Here is a 17955-nt window from a genome sequence, read left to right on the forward strand (position 1 = left end):
GATTGATTGAATCTAATTGGGAAAAAGTAGGGTGGGCAATGCCCACCCTACTCCCCATCTTTTTAGAATTTGGGAATTGAGTTGAATCTGAAATTTACGATTTCTTTTGCAGTTGTCGCGACGGAAATTGATAAATATTGGCCGAACCGTAAAAGACGATCGCTTTACTTTGAATGCGGATGCGATCGACTCTTAACTGCGTTCCTTCTAAGGCGAATTTATCTAAATCGAGCAGGCTATTAATATGCTCGATTAACGCATTACCTAAGTCTACGGCGCGATCGCTCCCTTCACATTTGACGTTGACAAATTGCACTTTGCGCCGTTCTTCCACATCCACCTGTGCGGTGAAATCCAGATGCACGGGTTCGTCGGCGTCGCCAATTTTCACTTGAGACGACACCCGAAGGGCTTTATCGCTGGTCAAGTTGACTTCGGTTTTCTGAAAATGTAGGGATTCTCCGTTATATTGGAGGCGCTGCAATTTCTCGACGACAAACGGCGTATTAAATGAAGTAGTTAAGTCATTTTCAGTTAAAACCACTCGCATTCGGGCGCTGGTGGGTTGGCGCAATTTGATGTTTCCCGAAAAAATGGCGCCAAAGTCGATCGCCACGGCTTGCAAGTACAGTTCCATGTTCTCGATCCGCAAGCCGTTATACATCAGCATTCCCTGGCCGATGAAATCGAAGCCGTCGATACTTCCCTGGAGCAACTTGGCAACAGGTTCGGCCCGAACGTTCGCCTCGACTTTTTCGGATCGCTTGAACAAGGCCGCGATCGCCTTACCTGCCACTTGACTTACAAGCGCGTCGCCACCTTGGTTCTGGAAGGGTGTGCTGCCAAACAAAGCTGATACCATTTCCTCGGACGCTTGCCAACGCTTCCTATTATAACAATTTATTAAGATATGTAAAATTAAGTTGAACTTATGACGCTTATAAGGTAGAGACAAAGTCCCGGCGATCGAGAAACGGCTCGCAGATTACAGACTCCAGGGGGTTCCCTCCAGACAAGTCCCGTCGAGCAACGCCCCCGCGCGATCGGCATGTTCTACTATGGCACACAAAAGGTTAGCGCGTCTCAAATTCGTCCCGTGCAGCACGGCCCCGGTAAGGTCGGCTTCTTCTAAATCCGCTTGCGTGCAGTCCGCACCGCAGAGGTTCGCGTGAGCGAGTTCGGCTTGACGCAAAATCGCCCGTTCCAAACTGGCGCCGCGTAAATCGGCCCCGCGCAAATCGATGCCCGTCCAGTCGAGACCACTGCCAATCGCTCCAGTCAAAAAGGCTCCGGCAAAGCTGGCCCCTCCGACCTCGCTATCGAGCAAGAGGGCGCCGCGTAAATCGGCGTTGCGACAGTCGGCACCGCGTAAATCGGCTCCGGTGAGATCGGCCCCGCGCAAGTTAGCCCGTAGGTGGGCATCCGCTAAATTGGCGCCGCATAGATTGGCCCCGCTTAAATTCGCTTGGGACAGATCGGCGCCGGAGAGATCGGCACCGGAGAGATCGGCGCCTGCCAGATGGATTCCGGCTAAGTCTTTGACTTTGCCCTGTCGGATGGCTTCGAGGTCTGGAGAGCTGGAAATCATTGGAGAGTTGAGAATTCAGAGTAGAGGAATTTACGATTTGACGGTGGTGGAAGGGGGGGGAGATTCTTCGAGCCAGACGTTGGGGAGTTGACTGGGACGGTTCGGTAGTTGCATCAGCCCCATTTCCGCGAGGCGGACGACGTTGCTGAGGGTTTCGATCGCCTTGGGGTCGAAACGAGTCTCACTGCGCTGCTGGCACTGTTCTAAGGCGGCTTGGGGGGTCAGGGCGCCGCGATCGCCCCGGGTTTGGGTCAGTTCTTGGAAATAGGCGACTAATCCCAAAATCCGCGCTTCGATCGGGATTTCTTCCCCGCGCAAGCCGTCCGGTTGTCCGCTTCCGTCCCAATATTCGAGGTGGTGCTCGACAATTTCTTTAACTGGCGTCAGTTCGGGCATGGCGGCGAGCAGTTGGGCGCCGATGCGCGCGCGATCGCGCCAAAACGACCGGGTTACCTCATCTAACTGACTGGCTGGAGTGGAAAAGACCTCTGGAGGGGCCGAAACTAAACCGACCCGGAATAATAAGCCCGCCAAGCGCAGGCGCCGCAGTTTGAGGGTGGGTAAGTCGAGCAGTTGTCCCAAGGTTTCCGATAGGGCCGACACTTGCAAGGAAGCGACCGGATTGGCGCAATCGCGCTCGTCTACCCGTTGCGCCATGCGTAAAAAGGCTTGCAGTTTGTTGGCGTTGAGGTTGCGGCTGACTTTGAGGGCTTGACCTTCGAGTTCCCACAGTTCGCGGGTTTGGCGGTTGACGGCGACGATTTGCTGCTGAGAACTTTGTAGGTAGGAAACAATGCGAGAAACAACCCCACTCATATCCGTTTGGGGAACGTCTTTGCACTCTAGGATCTGGCGCTGGGTGGCTTTGAGGCGATCGATGAGGTCTGGATTGTACGGATGCAGGCGATCGAGTAAGATTTCTGTGGATTGGGAGACGACGGCGCGATCGAAGGTCCACAATCCGTAAAATTTGCGTTCGGTATCCACTTGGGGCCTATCTTCCGGTCGGTATTCGTCGGGGTCGAGTTCGTGACACAAGACGATCGCCTGATAACTCGGCGCGAGAATAACTAGATTCCACTCGTTGACTAAGCTATCTTCCGGATCGAGATTTACTAAGGAAACGTTATCGAGTTGGCTAGTTTCGTGGGTGGAAAAACCGCTATCGGAAACTGCACTGATGAGGATGTGGCGCGAGCGATCGGCAATTTCTCGATAGCGTTCGGCTTCTTGAAGATACCATTTTCCTTGCTGAAAAGTGGCTAAAACCAAGGGATCGACTTCACTCTTGTCCGAGGAGGTTTGGAGAATGTGATCTTCGAGGGCGTGACAGAGCGCGACTAAGGTATTTTTGAAGTACACGCCATAACTCGAAGGCAGTTGTCCTTCGGGCAAAGCCGCTTTAAGCTGGTTGAGCGTCGATTCCGGATTCATATTCAACGAGAAGCTTCCTATGTTGTTCATGATACCGGGAATCGTCCTTTACAGGGAATTGCGGGACGGGCGATCGCGCGATCGCGGCTTCTAGGACGCTGTAATGGTTAGCCGCGATCGGGATAGCTAGTTGCTGCGGCTGGCATGACTAGCCCTACCGCTCTACAATATCCATCCGCGAGTTGATAAAAAAGCCCGCCGAAGCGGGCTTTATGGGAGTCGGGGGAGTATCAAAACTTCCCCCTACACCGAGGCTAATGACAATCTAACGATTGAGGGATTCTTCCAACTTGGCAATGTCGAGTAAGGTCTTCATCACGGAGTCGGGGTTCAAGCTGATCGAGTCGATCCCGAGTTCGACCAAGAAGCGGGCGAATTCCGGATAGTCGGAGGGCGCTTGACCGCAGATCCCGATCTTGCGACCGTTTTTCTTGGCTTTTTCGATTACCATTTGCACCATATCTTTGACCGCTTTGTTGCGTTCGTCGAAGATGTGAGCCACTAACGCGGAGTCGCGATCGAGACCCAAGGTGAGCTGGGTGAGGTCGTTGGAACCGATCGAGAAGCCATCGAAGATTTCGCTGTATTGGTCGGCGAGGATGACGTTACTCGGGATTTCGCACATCACGTAGACTTGCAGGCCGTTTTCGCCGCGCTTGAGACCGTATTTCTCCATCGTCTCTAGCACTTTGCGACCTTCGTCCGGGGTGCGGCAGAACGGGATCATCGGGATGACGTTGGTCAGACCCATTTCGTCGCGAACCCGTTTGAGGGCTTTACATTCCAATCCGTAAGCTTGTTCGTACTTCGGATCGTAGTAGCGGGAGGCACCGCGCCAGCCGATCATCGGGTTTTCTTCTTTCGGCTCGAATTGCTTACCGCCGAGGAGGTTCGCATATTCGTTGCTCTTGAAGTCGGACATGCGGACGACGACGGGATTGGGATAGAACGCTGCGGCGATCGTGCCGATCCCGTGAGCGAGCTTGTCTACGAAGAATTCCGGTTTGTTCTTCGGATAGAGGGCCGTCAGTTTGGCGATTTCTTTCTTGACGCTTTCATCTTCGAGTTCGTCGTAATGAATCAACGCTAAGGGGTGCGCTTTGATGTGGTTGGCGATGATGAACTCGAAGCGAGCCAAACCGACGCCATCGCAAGGAATCGAGGACAGACCGAAGGCTTCTTCAGGGTTGCCGACGTTCATCAAGATTTTAGTCTTGGTGCGCGGCAGGTTGTCGATTTTGGTTTCTTGGACTTCAAAGGGAATCAAGCCGGAGTAGACTTTTCCTTCTTCCCCTTCGGAGCAAGAAACGGTGATTTCTTGTCCGGTTTCGATGTCGGCGGTGGCGGTTCCGCATCCGACGATCGCCGGAATCCCCATTTCCCGAGCGATGATCGCGGCGTGACAGGTGCGTCCGCCTTGGTTGGTGACGATCGCGCTCGATTTCTTCATGATCGGCTCCCAGTCGGGGTCCGTCTTGTTGGTAACGAGGACTTCTCCTTCTTTGAACTGGTCGATCTTGTGAACGTCGAGGATGACCCGGGCTTTTCCTTGACCGATCATTTCGCCGACAGCACGACCGCGTGCTAAAACGTCACTCGTTCCGTTGAGTTTGAAGTTGCGGATGACGTTTCCGGCTTTTTGCGATTGGACGGTTTCCGGACGGGCTTGCACGATAAACAGTTCGCCCGTCATCCCATCTTTCGCCCACTCGATGTCCATCGGCGTGTCTTTGCCCCGGACTTGGCTGTAGTGGTCTTCGATGATGCAAGCCCATTTCGCCAAAGTCAGGATCTCTTCGTCGCTGATGCAGAATTTTTCGCGCTCCGGTTCGGGAACGGGAACGTTTTTGGTCAGCTTGGAACCGCCCAAGTCGTAGACCATTTTGATTTCTTTACTGCCGAGCCGTTTTTCGAGGATCGGACGCTTGCCTTCTTTTAAGGTCGGTTTGAAGACGAAGTATTCGTCGGGGTTGACGGCCCCTTGCACCACGTTTTCACCCAAACCGTAAGCGGCGGTGATTAAGGCGGCATTCTTAAAGCCCGTTTCCGTGTCGATGGAGAACATGACTCCGGAGGTGGCGAGGTCGGAACGCACCATTTTTTGGACGCCGACGGAGAGGGCGACGCTGAATTCGTCGAAGTCTTCGCGCTTCTCAGCATATTGGTGGCGGTAGGAGATGGCGCGGTCGGTGAACAAGGAGGCGAAGCACTTGTGGCAGGCTTCGAGTACCCCTTTGACGCCGTGGACGTTGAGGTAGGTTTCTTGTTGTCCGGCGAAACTGGCGTCGGGTAAGTCTTCGGCGGTGGCGCTAGAACGGACGGCTACGTCGGTGTCGCTGCTGTATTCTTCGCAAACTTTTTGGTAGTCGGGGCCGAAGCGCTCGCAAAACTGGCTATCGCCGCCGTAACGCTTACACAGTTGCAGGTAAGCGGCGGCAATGGCGTCTTGCAGGTCTTGGGGGAAGGGGGTGTTCATCACGAGGGCGCGAGCCTGTTTCCCCCGCTCCCGCAAGTTGTTGACGTCATCGAGGTCGAGGTCGGCAAAGAGTTTGCGTAGCTTTTCTTCTAATCCCGCTTTTTCGATGAAATAACGATAGGCATAGGCGGTGGTGGCAAACCCCGTGGGAACGCTGACGCCTTTGGACGCCAGTTGCTGGATCATTTCACCCAGTGAGGAGTTTTTACCGCCGACTAAGGCGAGATCGGCAATGCCGACTTCTTCAAACCACAAAACGAATGCGGTTTCTTTGGAACCTTGAGGCGTTTTTTCAGGAGCGGTGGAAACCATAGGTTTTATTCCTCTATGCGTACGGCAATTCTGTATAAGAACTGTTGTCAAACGTGTGTTTTCTTCTTTGACACGCTATGCTCGATCATAAACACGAGTTTTTAGAAAATCAATGGTTTAAATCTTAAAAAAGTGTTTAATGTTAAAACTTTGTGAAATTTGAAAAATGCTAATATTGAATTATTGTAGATCGATTTTTAGTTCATTTCAAGTCTGGAAATGAAATGAATTCTCATTGACTTTTCATCGATGAGGGTTGTTTATTTCTAAATATTACGGAAGTAACTCTAGGAGGTTGGAAATCGAGAGATAGAGATAGGTAATAACAATCCGATCGCGGCGATCGCGCCATTTAAAGGATGAAAATAAAAGGGATTTGGAGAAATTCTGGGGCGATCGCTACCGGGAGAGCGCCGCTTTTTTTCGAGTGGGATGGACAAGCTACGCGACGATCGCGCCTCGCACCGAGACCGATCGCGGCGAAGACCTGTAAATCGATAGGGTCGATTTCAGTCGAAATTGAGGGAATTTCAGATTGAAAGCGAACGATCGCGCATCAAACATCCGATCGCTACTGTGTGGAATTCCTTACGGTTACCAGCGCTTTTTCACGCTGATGTATAGGCAGATTAGCACGTTTTTTTCGGCCTGACTGTAATCTATATCACATTACCCCGTTTCCGCCATTCGGGCCGATCCGGCGACGTTTCCCCTCGAGATCCGATCGCGCCATTTTTACGCTAGAGTGCGATCGCCAGATCGATCGGGAGCGAGCGTCATGTTGTCCAAACGATTTAACGAAGCCCTCAGTTTTGCTGCCGAATTGCACGCCACCCAGACCCGCAAAGGGTCGGGAATCCCCTACATCGCCCACTTACTCGCCGTCGCCAGCATCGCCCTCGAATACGGCGCCAACGAAGACGAAGCGATCGCCGCCTTACTTCACGACGCCATCGAAGACCAAGGCGGCGCGATCGTCCGGGAACAAATTCGCCGTCGCTTTGGCGACACCGTTACCGCGATCGTCGAAGGGTGCACCGACGCCGACACCCTGCCCAAACCCCCCTGGCGCCAGCGAAAAGAAGCCTACCTCGCCCACCTCCTCAGCGCTTCCCCCTCCGTCCGCCTCGTCTGTGCGGCGGACAAACTCCACAACGCCCGTTCCATCCTCAACGATTACCGACAAGTCGGCGAAGACCTGTGGAAGCGCTTCAAAGGCGGTCGCGACGGAACCTTATGGTACTACCGATCGCTCGTCGAAACCTTCAAACAAATCGATTCGACCCCCTTAATCGAAGACCTCGCCCGGGTCGTTGACGAACTGGAAACCACCTGTAAAAACCCCGTTCGACTCTCCTCTTAAATCTAAATCCCCCCACGGTTTCAACCCGACCCGTTTCTTCTCGAAACGGGTTTTTCTCTAGGTAGGCGGTGTAACGGTCGTCCTCTTCAACCCCTCGAACATGGAAATTCTCAGAGATTTATTCGCTCAAGATCCGATTTTTCCCTTCGCCTTGTTGCTCGGCATTATTTTAGTCGTTCCCCTCTGTTTCGAGCGCTTGCAACTTCCCGGTTTAGTAGGCTTGCTCGTCGCGGGAGTCGTCTTCGGACCCCATGGATTGCAACTGCTCGAATCCCAAAGCGAAACGATGAAACTGCTCTCCGATATCGGAGTCGTTTACTTGATGTTTGTGGCCGGATTAGAAATGGACATCGCTCAATTCCAGCGCGTGCGCGATCGCGCGTTGGGATTTGGTTTTCTCACCTTTCTCTTTCCCCTCATTGCCGGAACGATCGTCGGTCGTTGGTTTGGCTTCGACTGGAATGCTTCGATCTTACTCGGTTCCTTACTCTCTTCCCATACTCCATTAGGATATCCCATTCTAAGTCGCATGGGTTTAATGGGGAACGAAGCGGTGATCGTCGCCTTGGGAGGGACAATTTTTACCAATATTCCCGCCTTACTCGTTTTAGCGATTTGCGTGGGCGTAAAAACGGGAGATTTCACCCCCATCGAGTTACTCATTTTAATCGTATCTTTGAGCCTTTACTCCGCCGTCGTCCTCTGGGGAGTCAACTGGATCGGCAAAGAATTTTTTCGGCGATCGGGAGACGAAGAAGGCAATCAATTTTTGTTTATCTTATTAGCGGTTTTTGTCGCGGCGGTCGGCGCCCAAGTTATCGGCGTCGAAAAAATTATCGGCGCTTTTTTAGCAGGAATGGCGGTCAACGAAGTAGTCGAATCGGAAACCGTTAAAGAAAAAGTCGTCTTTGTCGGCAGTGTTTTATTTATTCCCATGTTTATTATTAACTTGGGACTGTTAATCGACTTGCAAGAATTTGCCAAAGGGTTAGCCTCCTTTGGGCTGACGATCGCCATTATCGGCGCCTTATTGGGGAGTAAATGGATCGCGGCGGTGGGGACCCAATGGCTGTATCGCTACACCCGGGCCGAAACGATCGCCATTTGGTCCCTTTCGATTCCGCAAGTCGCGGCGACCTTAGCGGCGACGATTGTCGGCTATCGCCAGGGAATTTTAACCGAAGAGGTGTTAAATAGCGCGATCGTGATGATGTTGGTGACGGCGACCCTCGGACCGTGGGTGACGGCGCGGGTGGCGGGAGCCCTGCCTTTACCGGAAGCGGATTTAGGGGCGATCGCCACGACTTTCGACGAGACAGAAGCACAAATCGGTCATGTATTTACAGTAGTGGTGCCTGTTTGCAATCCCGAAACCGAGCGCTATTTGGTCGAACTGGCGGGATTGTTAGCCCGTGCCGAAGCCGGACAGATCGTGTCGTTGTCGATCGCCCGTTCGATCGCCTACATGGAGGTGAGCGCCTTAGACGAGGCGATCGCGCGCGGCGAACGACTCGCGAACGAGGCGGTCGAGTTCGCCCGCAGCTTGGGAGTGAGCGCCCGAGGTATCCTGCGGATTGACAGCGACGTCGCCTTGGGAATCGTCCATGGGAGTCGAGAGCAAAATGCTAGCGCGATCGTCATGGGATGGTCGGAAACGACGAGTTTGCGATCGCGCCTGTTCGGGAATGCGATCGATTCCGTGTTGTGGGGGGCACACTGTCCCGTGGCGGTGACCCGATTGCTCGCCTCGCCGATGCAAATGCAACGCATTCTAGTTCTGGTCGATCGCGCGATCGCTCAATCCGTGCTGTCGGTACGGGTGGCATTTATTTTAGCGAGCGCCAATCAAGGGGAAGTCACCCTTTTATATGCCGGAGATCGGCATACCTCGCCGGAAGTCCACGAGCAGATCGGCGCGCAACTGTCCCAGTTGGTGGCCCAGTGGTCGGGAAGCACTCCCTCGCAGATCGCGATTTTAGCCGATGACGACCCGGTGGGGGCGATCGTGACCGCCTCGGCGCCTTACGATCTGGCGATTTTGCGATCGACCCGGCGCCGAACGGTCGCGGGATTAGAAATCGACGATCTGACTACTCAACTCCTGCGTCAATTATCCCTATCTTTGGTGATGTTGGGGGAACCGGAATAGGAGAATTTATAATAGGTTTTAGAGTTTGGAGTTTACAGTTTACAGTTAGCCGTCGATTGCTCGACGACGATCGCGAAGCGAGGAAGGCGGGGAGGAGCGAGCCTCTGTCGAACCCCGGTTGAAATGGGGGGCGATCGCCCTCATGGACTGTATGGAACAATTCCCATCGGTACGGATTCGAGAGGATCCAGAGGTGGAGGATCGCCCCCTGTCGTCTCAAATTTCTCTTAATTTAATCTCGTCGAGGCGATCGCCTCTAGATCGCCGTGTAGTTTTTGTAGCATTCCCCCGGCTTCAATTTCAAATTCAAAACTTAAAATGATATAACTGTTAAACTGACGAATAATAACAGGCTCGACTCTTTCAACCGGAGACGACCTCAATCGACGAGAATGAAATAATTCGACGCTCGAAGAAATCTCCCTCACCTCAATCTGACAGGTCGAAGCGGAAACACAGGAGACAGCCCATGATCGAAACAGGTTTGACCATTGCGAACGCGGATACCAACAGTGAAGAAGAAGAAGCGGTGTTGGTAGAAGAAAAATTTGATGCTGAAGAAGACGAAGACTCCCCAGAATTGGAAATTCCTTTGTCCGATCGTAAATTAGTAACCCATCCCTACGATTTCGTCATTCGTTCCCTCAAAGATCAGATCGACGATGGAACGCTGATTCTCGCCGACAAATTCCAGCGCCGTCAAGTTTGGGATCGGACGAAATCGAGTCGGTTGATCGAGTCACTCTTGCTCAACGTTCCGATTCCCGTTTGCTATTTCGCCGAATTGGAAGACGGAACCTACAGCGTGATCGACGGTCAACAACGACTCACCGCGATTTATCGATTTCTCCATGACGAATATCCCCTCAGAGCGTTGAAAGTTCTCTCGGAACTGAATCGGCAGAAGTTTTATCAACTCGACACTCCTTACAAGCGCCTGTTATTGTCGCGCACGATCCGTTGCATTGTCATTCTTAAAGAGTCGCATCCGGATATTAAATACGACGTGTTCGAGCGACTCAATAGCGGTTTTGTGCCGCTCAATGCCCAAGAGTTGAGAAATAGCGTCTATCGCGGCAAGTTAAACGATCTCATTCACCAACTTTCAGAAGATGAGGTCTTTCAAAAAGCGCGACGGGTGAGTGATATTGACAAGCGGATGCACGATTGTGAAATGATTTTGCGCTTTTTTGCCTTTCATTTCCACTTGTCCGAATATAAAGGGACTCTCGCCCGTTTTCTCGATCGCTATTTGGAATCGGGAATCGACTTTGACGAGGAGACGCTCGAACAACATCGAGCTTTATTCCGACGGACGATCGACGATGTTTATTACGTGTTTGAAGATCGTGCCTTTCGGCGATACACCCTCGAAAATGGTTGGGAAAAATCCCTCAATCGAGCGATTTACGACGTGGTAATGCTCTTTTTCGCCCATCTTCAATCCGAAGATATTCGGGCGATGAAAGATGAAATCGTCGAAGCTTTAAAACAGGTCTGCCAAGATCCGGAGTTTTGCGAGGCCATTACGTCTTCAACGAAAAATAAAGACCGGATTCAAATGCGTTTGGACAAGTGGCGCGAAGCCCTTTTAAATATTGGCTTGGACGTACCTTATTTGCAAGTCGGCCAGTAGGAAAGGGCAGTTGGAAAGGGTGTAGTATTCCTCCTTCGAGTTCGGCGGGGATCGCGACTACAAACACGGGGCGATCGTGGCAAGGACGGAGCGACTCAAGCTGTCGAGTTCGTAACCGCCTTCGAGTCCGAACACGATTCGGCGAGTGAGTTGCAGGCAGTAATTTGTAAAGAGGCCGAAGTCTTCGGGTTGCAGGTCGATCCCGGCGAGCGGATCGGTGGAGTTGCCGTCATATCCGGCGCTGACGATCAGGATGTCGGGTTTGAAGTTCTCGAAAAACGGCATGATTTTTTCCTCGAATGCCTGTTTGTATTCGGCGCCCGTGCTTCCGGGTTTCATGGGAATGTTGAGGACGTTGTTGTACGATCCGGTTTCTTGAGCCCGTCCGGTTCCCGGATAGCAGGGGAATTGATGGAGGGAACAGTAGGTGATTTGGGGGTGTGTTTCGACGATCGCCTGGGTGCCATTGCCGTGATGGACATCCCAATCGAGGATCCCGACGCGATCGATGCCGCACTGTTCGATCGCGTAGTAGGCGGCGATCGCGGCGTTGGAGAACAAACAGAAGCCCATACCGCGATCGGGGGTGGCGTGATGACCGGGGGGACGGGCTAAAACAAAGGCCGGATCTCCGGTTTGGCAAATCCAATCGATGCCATCGAGCCAGGCACTGACGGCGAGTTCGGCGATTTCATAACTGCGCGGCGAGACGGGGGTGTCCAGATCCAAGCCGCCGCCGCCATTGTGGGCGATCGTTTCAACTTCATGGATGTGGCGGCGGGTGTGGATGCGTGCGATCGCCTCGGAGACCGCTCGCTCGTTCGGCGGGGTGGGGTGTTGCCAGTGGAGGCGATCGGCCCAGGGCGCGCTTTTGAGGGCTTTGACGATCGCGCGCAGGCGATCGGGTCGTTCCGGGTGCGCCCGCCCGGTATCGTGTAAGAGAAATTCATCGCAGTAGATCGCGGAAAACATAGGCAACCTCAACACTGACCCATCTGCGATCGATTATTGCAGAAATTCGCTCGCGATGTTTCCTTCGAGATCGGCTCCGATCGAGGAGAGTTTTGAGAAACCGCTTCGAGGCGATCGCGCGATCGCCGGATCGTCCCCGGCTCGATTCTTTTGAAGCTTGAATTTTAAAAATTGAAAATAAAATTTAATTTTTTAAAAGTTCAAATAGGTTGGCTCTCGCTTTTTATTAAAAGGCAATAAAAAAGGGCAATAAAAAATTGTTAAATCAATATTTTTTTTGACTTTAGTTCGTTACTAAATACTCAAAAAAATTGGTTTCTACATTTAAACTTAAAACAGGTCTAAAATAGACGTATTTAAAGATATATCTTTACTCGAATAATGGGGCGGAACGGAATAAGCGGCCAAGCTACATAAAATATGCTAAAATCTTGATAGTAATTAGGCCATATTTAGAGTTCAGTCGAAGACTGTGGTTTTTTTCAGTGCCATAGCTTCTTGAGTCTTATATTTTTGGAGTTTTTCATCTTATGACAACCTCCCAGGAGCGGATAGTCCCGACGGATCTGCGGAACGAAATGTCCCGGTCTTACCTGGAATACGCCATGAGCGTCATTGTAGGTCGGGCGCTGCCAGATGCGAGGGATGGTCTCAAACCCGTCCATCGGCGCATCCTCTACGCCATGCACGAACTCGGGTTGACCCCAGACCGCCCCTTCCGGAAGTGCGCCCGGGTTGTGGGGGAAGTGCTGGGTAAGTACCACCCTCACGGCGATACGGCGGTTTACGATGCCTTGGTGCGGATGGCGCAGCCATTTTCGATGCGATCGCCCCTGATCGACGGACATGGGAACTTCGGCTCGATCGACAACGACCCTCCCGCCGCCATGCGGTACACGGAATGTCGCCTGCGTCCCTTGAGTACCGACGCCATGTTGCGGGATATCGACTCGGAAACCGTCGATTTTATCGACAACTTCGACGGGTCCCAACAAGAACCGATCGTCCTGCCCGCAAGGGTTCCGCAGCTTCTGCTCAACGGATCGTCCGGGATCGCCGTCGGGATGGCGACCAACATCCCGCCCCACAATTTGGGAGAACTGATTGACGGATTGGTGGCCCTCATCCACAATCCAGAGATCGACGATCTCGAATTGATGCGCTACATCCCCGGACCGGACTTTCCCACCGGGGGACAAATCCTGGGAACCACCAGCATCCGCGAAGCGTACACCACCGGGCGCGGGTCGATCACCATGCGCGGTGTAGCGACGATCGAAACCCTCGAACAACGGGGACGCCCCGATCGCGAAGCGATTATCATCACCGAACTCCCCTACCAAACCAACAAAGCGGCGATGATCGAAAAAATCGCCGATATGGTCAACGAGAAACGACTCGAAGGCATTTCCGACATTCGCGACGAGAGCGATCGCGACGGAATGCGAATCGTGATCGAACTCAAACGCGACGCCTATCCCCGAGTCGTTCTCAACAACCTCTACAAACAAACTCCCCTGCAAAGTAACTTCGGTTGCAATATGCTCGCCCTCGTGGACGGCGAACCGCAACTGCTGACTTTGCGCGAGTTTTTGCAGGTTTTCCTCGATTTCCGCGTCGAGACGATCGTTCGCCGAACCCAGTACGAACTTCGCAAAGCCGAAGAACGGGATCACCTGTTACAAGGTTTGCTGATCGCCCTGGAAAACTTAGACGCGATTATTGCCTTAATTCGTCGCGCCCCAGATACGCCGACGGCGAAACAAGAATTAATCGATTCTTTCGGTTTGTCCGAACTGCAAGCCGACGCCATTTTACAAATGCAATTGCGGCGGTTGACTGCCTTAGAAGCGGAAAAAATTCAACAAGAACACGCCGAATTACAGGCACTGATCGCCGACTTGCGCGATATTTTGGCGCGTCGCGAACGCATTCTCGACATTATCGAAACCGAGGCGAGTGAGCTCAAAACGAAATTCGCCACTCCCCGCCAAACGGTCATCGAACATGCGGAAGGGGAAATCGACGCCACCGATTTGATCGCCAACGAAAAAGCCTTAATCCTGATTACGGAACAAGGTTATATCAAGCGGATGCCCGTGAGTACCTTCGAGGCGCAAAGTCGGGCGACCCGGGGTAAGTCGGGAACGAAGATGAAAGAAGACGATCGCGTCGAGCATTTCTTTACCTGCTGCGATCACGATAGCGTTCTATTCTTCACCGATCGCGGCGTGGTTTTCTCCATGAAAGCCTATCAAATTCCCACCGGATCGCGCACGGCCCGAGGGATGGCGATCGTCCAAATGTTGCCGATTCCTCGGGAAGAACGAATTACCTCGATCGTCCCGGTCAGCGAGTTTTCCGATGACGAATATCTGATCATGCTCACGAAAGGCGGCTACATCAAAAAGACCGCCCTGTCTGCATTTAGCAATATTCGTTCTAATGGCTTGATCGCGATTTCTTTAGCGGACGGCGATCAATTGCGCTGGGTTCGTCGGGCTCGCGAAGAAGATAGCATCATCGTCGGATCTCGCAAGGGAATGACGATCCACTTCAAAGCCGATCGCAATCAACTGCGACCGTTGGGGCGATCGACCCGTGGGGTCAAAGCGATGAACTTGCGTAAAGACGACGAGTTAATCAGTATGGATGTCATTTCCAGTCAGACTTTGCTCGGATTGGAAGAAGACACCAACGGCGATAACGGCGACCTCGACGAGGAATTAGAAGTTCAAACCGTCGATCTCGACACCCTCGACGGCGACGAAGAACTCGACGGGGAAGAAACGGACGCCGAAGAACCGGAAATGGCCGCCCAGCAAGGGCCGTGGGTTCTGGTGATTACTACTGCCGGTTTTGGCAAACGGGTTCCGGTCTCTCAATTCCGCCTCCAAAATCGCGCCGGGAAAGGCATCATCGCGATTAAATTCCGCAAGAGTAACGACCAACTCGCTGCCCTGCGGGTGGTTACCGAAGATGACGAATTGATGATCGTGACCAACCGGGGGATTATCATCCGTCAGGCGGCGAAAGCGATTTCGTCTCAATCCCGGTCGGCGAAAGGGGTACGAGTGCAACGGATCGATCGCGAAGATGCGATCGTCGCGGTGGCGTTGGTTCCTCCGTCGGCGGAAGGGGACGAAGAGATCGGCGTAGAGGCTTAACCCGTCGAATTTTCCTAGAACTTCCCGGTTTTTTCGGTTGACAGGACAGCCAGAAAAACCGGGGTTCTGCCAAAATTGACGGGATTAATTTTATTATTGATTCAATTTGTAGAGGCGCGAAATTTCGCGTCTCTCACTGTTTTAGATCGCAAGAATTGCTGATGAAATTAACCACAATGACCCGTTTGGGGTTGACCTTTGCTGGGGGGGTTGTGATGGGGGGGTTGACCCCCGCCCCAATGAATGTATGGCCTTTAGGGTGGGTGGCGTTGGTGCCGCTTTGGATGGCGATCGCCTTTGAATCTCGCAATTCGGCGATTCTTTCATTTTTCTCCCACCAGAAACCCATTCAAAAAAATCGCCTCTTTTCTATTTTAAAAACGTTAAAACAAGAGCCAAAATTACGGTTTTGGTTGCGACTGTGGGCGTTTCCCCTGGTGTGGGGCTTGGGCTATCACGGCGTGGCTTTATCGTGGATTTTGGGCATCCATCCGATGACCTGGATGGGGGTTCCCTGGTGGCCGAGTTTGGCGATCGCCCTGTTTTGTTGGGGGTTTATCAGCTTGTGGGGGGCGGGGTTGGTCGTGGTTTGGGCAACGGTTCTGGCGATCGCGACCACGCGAACTCACGTCATGACTCGCTTGATTTTAGCAACGGCAACTTGGTGTATTTTAGAGTCGGTTTGGAGTGCGGGGGACTTGTGGTGGACGGCGATCGCCTATACTCAAAGTCCGAATAATTTAGCGATTTTGCACTTATCTCAACTCTCGGGACCGAATACAGTCGCGGCGGCGATCGTTGCGGTCAACGGCGCGATCGCGGAAGGACTGATTTCTTATTTTAAAAACTCTTGCGAGGAGGGGCGATCGGTTCGTCGGATTCGCGGGTTATTGTTAACGGCTTTAATTTTATTTTGTACGGTTCATGCGATCGGCTTTTACTGGTTTTCTCGTCCCTTAAATGACCTCGGCGATCGCGCTTTAAAAGTCGGTCTCATTCAAGGGAATATTCCCAACGAGATTAAACTCAATTACTTCGGCTATCAAAAAGCATTATACGGCTATACCACGGGTTATGAAACCCTCGCCGATCGCGGCGTCGATATCGTCCTGACTCCCGAAACCGCTTTACCGTATCTCTGGACGGAAAAAAGCCGAGAATCTCGTGATTTTTATCGAGTTATTTTAGAAAAAAACATCCCGGCGTGGGTCGGAACCTTTGCTCAAACCGAAGATGGTAATATTACGAATAGTTTATTAACGGTAACGGGAACGGGAGAAACCTACAGCCGTTACGATAAAACCAAGTTAGTTCCCCTCGGAGAATACATTCCTTTTGAAGAGATTTTAGGAAAATTTATCGATCGCCTTTCTCCTTTAGAGGCTCATTTAGTTCACGGAGACAAACATCAAATTTTCGAGACCCCTTTCGGACGGGCGATCGTCGGAATTTGCTACGATTCCGCCTTTCCAGAGCATTTTCGGCGCCAAGCGGCGGCGGGGGGTCAATTTATTTTAAGTGCGTCTAACGACGCCCATTATACCCCCGTACAGATGCACCAACATAATGCCCTCGATCTGATGCGCGCGATCGAAAGCGATCGCTGGATCGTCCGCGCCACGAATACGGGATTATCTAGTGTTATCGACCCTCACGGACGCATATTATGGCGATCGCAAATCAATCGCTATCAAGAACATATCGCCACAATTTATCGCCGAGACACCCAAACTTTATACGTCCGTTGGGGCGATTGGCTAACTCGTTTTTTAGGAATACTGGCGGTGATTGTAACGGGTCTGGAATGGAGAATTAGAAAGTTTTCACCGTAGCAATCTTTCGATTGACGAAAATAGAATAAAACTCACGAACACAATATACCATGAAAACCCGAAACAAAAGCATATTACTTCGATAATATTTGCTTTTTAAAAATAACTTTGCGTTCGACGTTTTAACCTTTCTCCAATTTGCGACCCTCTTGACGGGCGATCGCCTTCCCTGTTTGGATAGAGAAAAATAGACTTCAAGCGACTAAAATGGGAACTTATTTAATTACAGGTGCAAATCGCGGTATCGGTCTCGCTTTTTGCCAGCAGTTGCGCGATCGAGGCGAAACCATCATCGCCGTTTGTCGCGAATCTTCCTCGGAATTAGACGCTTTGGGCGTCCGAGTCGAAACCGGAGTTGACCTCAGCGATCCTAGCAGCATTGAAACCTTAGTCGATCGCCTCCAAGGGATTCAATTAGACGTGTTGATTAATAATGCAGGGATTTGGTCGAGAACGGCATTAGAAGATCCGAATTTTGAAGAAGATATCCGTAAGTTATTTGAAGTCAACACCCTGGGAACATTACGAATTACCCGCGCTCTTTTAACCCAGTTAAATCAGGGTTCTAAAATCGCCATTATGACGAGTCGAATGGCATCGATTGACGATAATACTTCCGGCAGTTCTTACGCCTATCGGATGTCAAAAGTCGCCTTGAGTATGGCGGGAAAATCGCTCTCAATCGACCTCAAACCTCGTGGAATTGCTGTTGCTATTTTGCATCCGGGTTTAATTGCCACGCGGATGACTGGATATCAAGGAACCCCGCCGGAAGAAGCCGCCGCCAAACTCATCGATCGCATCGACGAATTAAATTTAGATAATTCCGGTACATTTTGGCACGCCAATGGGGAAGTATTGCCGTGGTAGATAGGTTGTAGCGATCGTTAATCTCGCAATTTTTAACCTCATCGGGGACAGATCCGATCGGCGATCGCCGCGTCAGAAAGATAGAGAAGGTAGAATTTGCGTGGGGCGATCGCTACAATCTTTATAAAGAAAAACAAAGCCGATCGTGCTTGTTGA

General features: G+C 51.9%; 12 protein-coding genes. 6 read left to right on the plus strand and 6 right to left on the minus strand.

Translation table 11 applies throughout. The annotated features are described in order from the left end of the window. Positions 1-94: 94 nt before the first annotated feature. From JJD41_RS16065 to ppsA, 4 genes are all read right to left on the minus strand, one after another. Positions 95-862 (minus strand): LmeA family phospholipid-binding protein, encoded by a 768-nt coding sequence (locus tag JJD41_RS16065; RefSeq protein ID WP_200668239.1) that lies wholly within the window; start codon positions 860-862, stop codon positions 95-97. A gap of 123 nt (positions 863-985) precedes the next feature. Then, on the minus strand, positions 986-1588 hold the full coding sequence (locus JJD41_RS16070; RefSeq protein ID WP_200668241.1) for a pentapeptide repeat-containing protein: 603 nt from the start codon (positions 1586-1588) through the stop codon (positions 986-988). A 30-nt stretch (positions 1589-1618) separates the two neighbouring features. Then, positions 1619-3022 carry an HD domain-containing phosphohydrolase gene (locus tag JJD41_RS16075; protein ID WP_200669231.1) on the minus strand — a complete coding sequence of 468 codons (1404 nt, stop codon included), beginning with the start codon at positions 3020-3022 and terminating at the stop codon, positions 1619-1621. Between the two features lie 265 nt (positions 3023-3287). Beyond that, on the minus strand, positions 3288-5810 hold the full coding sequence (gene ppsA / locus JJD41_RS16080; RefSeq protein WP_200668243.1) for a phosphoenolpyruvate synthase: 2523 nt from the start codon (positions 5808-5810) through the stop codon (positions 3288-3290). Between the two features lie 778 nt (positions 5811-6588). Here ppsA and JJD41_RS16085 point away from each other — a divergent pair. Then, the gene (locus tag JJD41_RS16085; RefSeq protein WP_200668245.1) at positions 6589-7173 is read left to right on the plus strand and encodes an HD domain-containing protein; all 585 of its coding nucleotides are present in this window, start codon (positions 6589-6591) and stop codon (positions 7171-7173) included. A 100-nt stretch (positions 7174-7273) separates the two neighbouring features. Further along, positions 7274-9322: a cation:proton antiporter domain-containing protein gene (locus JJD41_RS16090; protein WP_200668254.1), complete on the plus strand. Its 2049-nt coding sequence runs from the start codon at positions 7274-7276 to the stop codon at positions 9320-9322. Between the two features lie 227 nt (positions 9323-9549). On the opposite strand, the gene JJD41_RS16095 is transcribed toward JJD41_RS16090, so the two are convergent. Next, the gene (locus tag JJD41_RS16095; RefSeq protein WP_234488866.1) at positions 9550-9750 is read right to left on the minus strand and encodes a hypothetical protein; all 201 of its coding nucleotides are present in this window, start codon (positions 9748-9750) and stop codon (positions 9550-9552) included. Between the two features lie 41 nt (positions 9751-9791). Here JJD41_RS16095 and JJD41_RS16100 point away from each other — a divergent pair, with 41 nt between their 5' ends. Further along, positions 9792-10958 (plus strand): DUF262 domain-containing protein, encoded by a 1167-nt coding sequence (locus JJD41_RS16100; RefSeq protein WP_200668258.1) that lies wholly within the window; start codon positions 9792-9794, stop codon positions 10956-10958. A 57-nt stretch (positions 10959-11015) separates the two neighbouring features. On the opposite strand, the gene JJD41_RS16105 is transcribed toward JJD41_RS16100, so the two are convergent. Further along, positions 11016-11930, minus strand: coding sequence for a histone deacetylase family protein (locus JJD41_RS16105; protein WP_200668260.1), 915 nt, complete (start codon positions 11928-11930; stop codon positions 11016-11018). A 530-nt stretch (positions 11931-12460) separates the two neighbouring features. Between JJD41_RS16105 and gyrA the strand changes: the two genes are divergently transcribed. The 3 genes from gyrA (at position 12461) to JJD41_RS16120 (ending at position 17799) form a co-directional block, all read left to right on the plus strand. After that, a complete protein-coding gene (gene gyrA / locus JJD41_RS16110) occupies positions 12461-15097 on the plus strand; it encodes a DNA gyrase subunit A (protein WP_200668262.1) in 2637 nt (878 codons plus the stop codon). Positions 15098-15258: 161 nt separating this feature from the next. Continuing rightward, positions 15259-16929 (plus strand): apolipoprotein N-acyltransferase, encoded by a 1671-nt coding sequence (gene lnt / locus JJD41_RS16115; RefSeq protein WP_200668264.1) that lies wholly within the window; start codon positions 15259-15261, stop codon positions 16927-16929. A gap of 207 nt (positions 16930-17136) precedes the next feature. Then, positions 17137-17799: an SDR family oxidoreductase gene (locus tag JJD41_RS16120; protein WP_200668266.1), complete on the plus strand. Its 663-nt coding sequence runs from the start codon at positions 17137-17139 to the stop codon at positions 17797-17799. The last annotated feature ends 156 nt before the right edge of the window (positions 17800-17955 follow it).

The organism is Oxynema mangrovii CENA135, from assembly GCF_016632315.1.
Classification (GTDB): domain Bacteria; phylum Cyanobacteriota; class Cyanobacteriia; order Cyanobacteriales; family Laspinemataceae; genus Oxynema; species Oxynema aestuarii.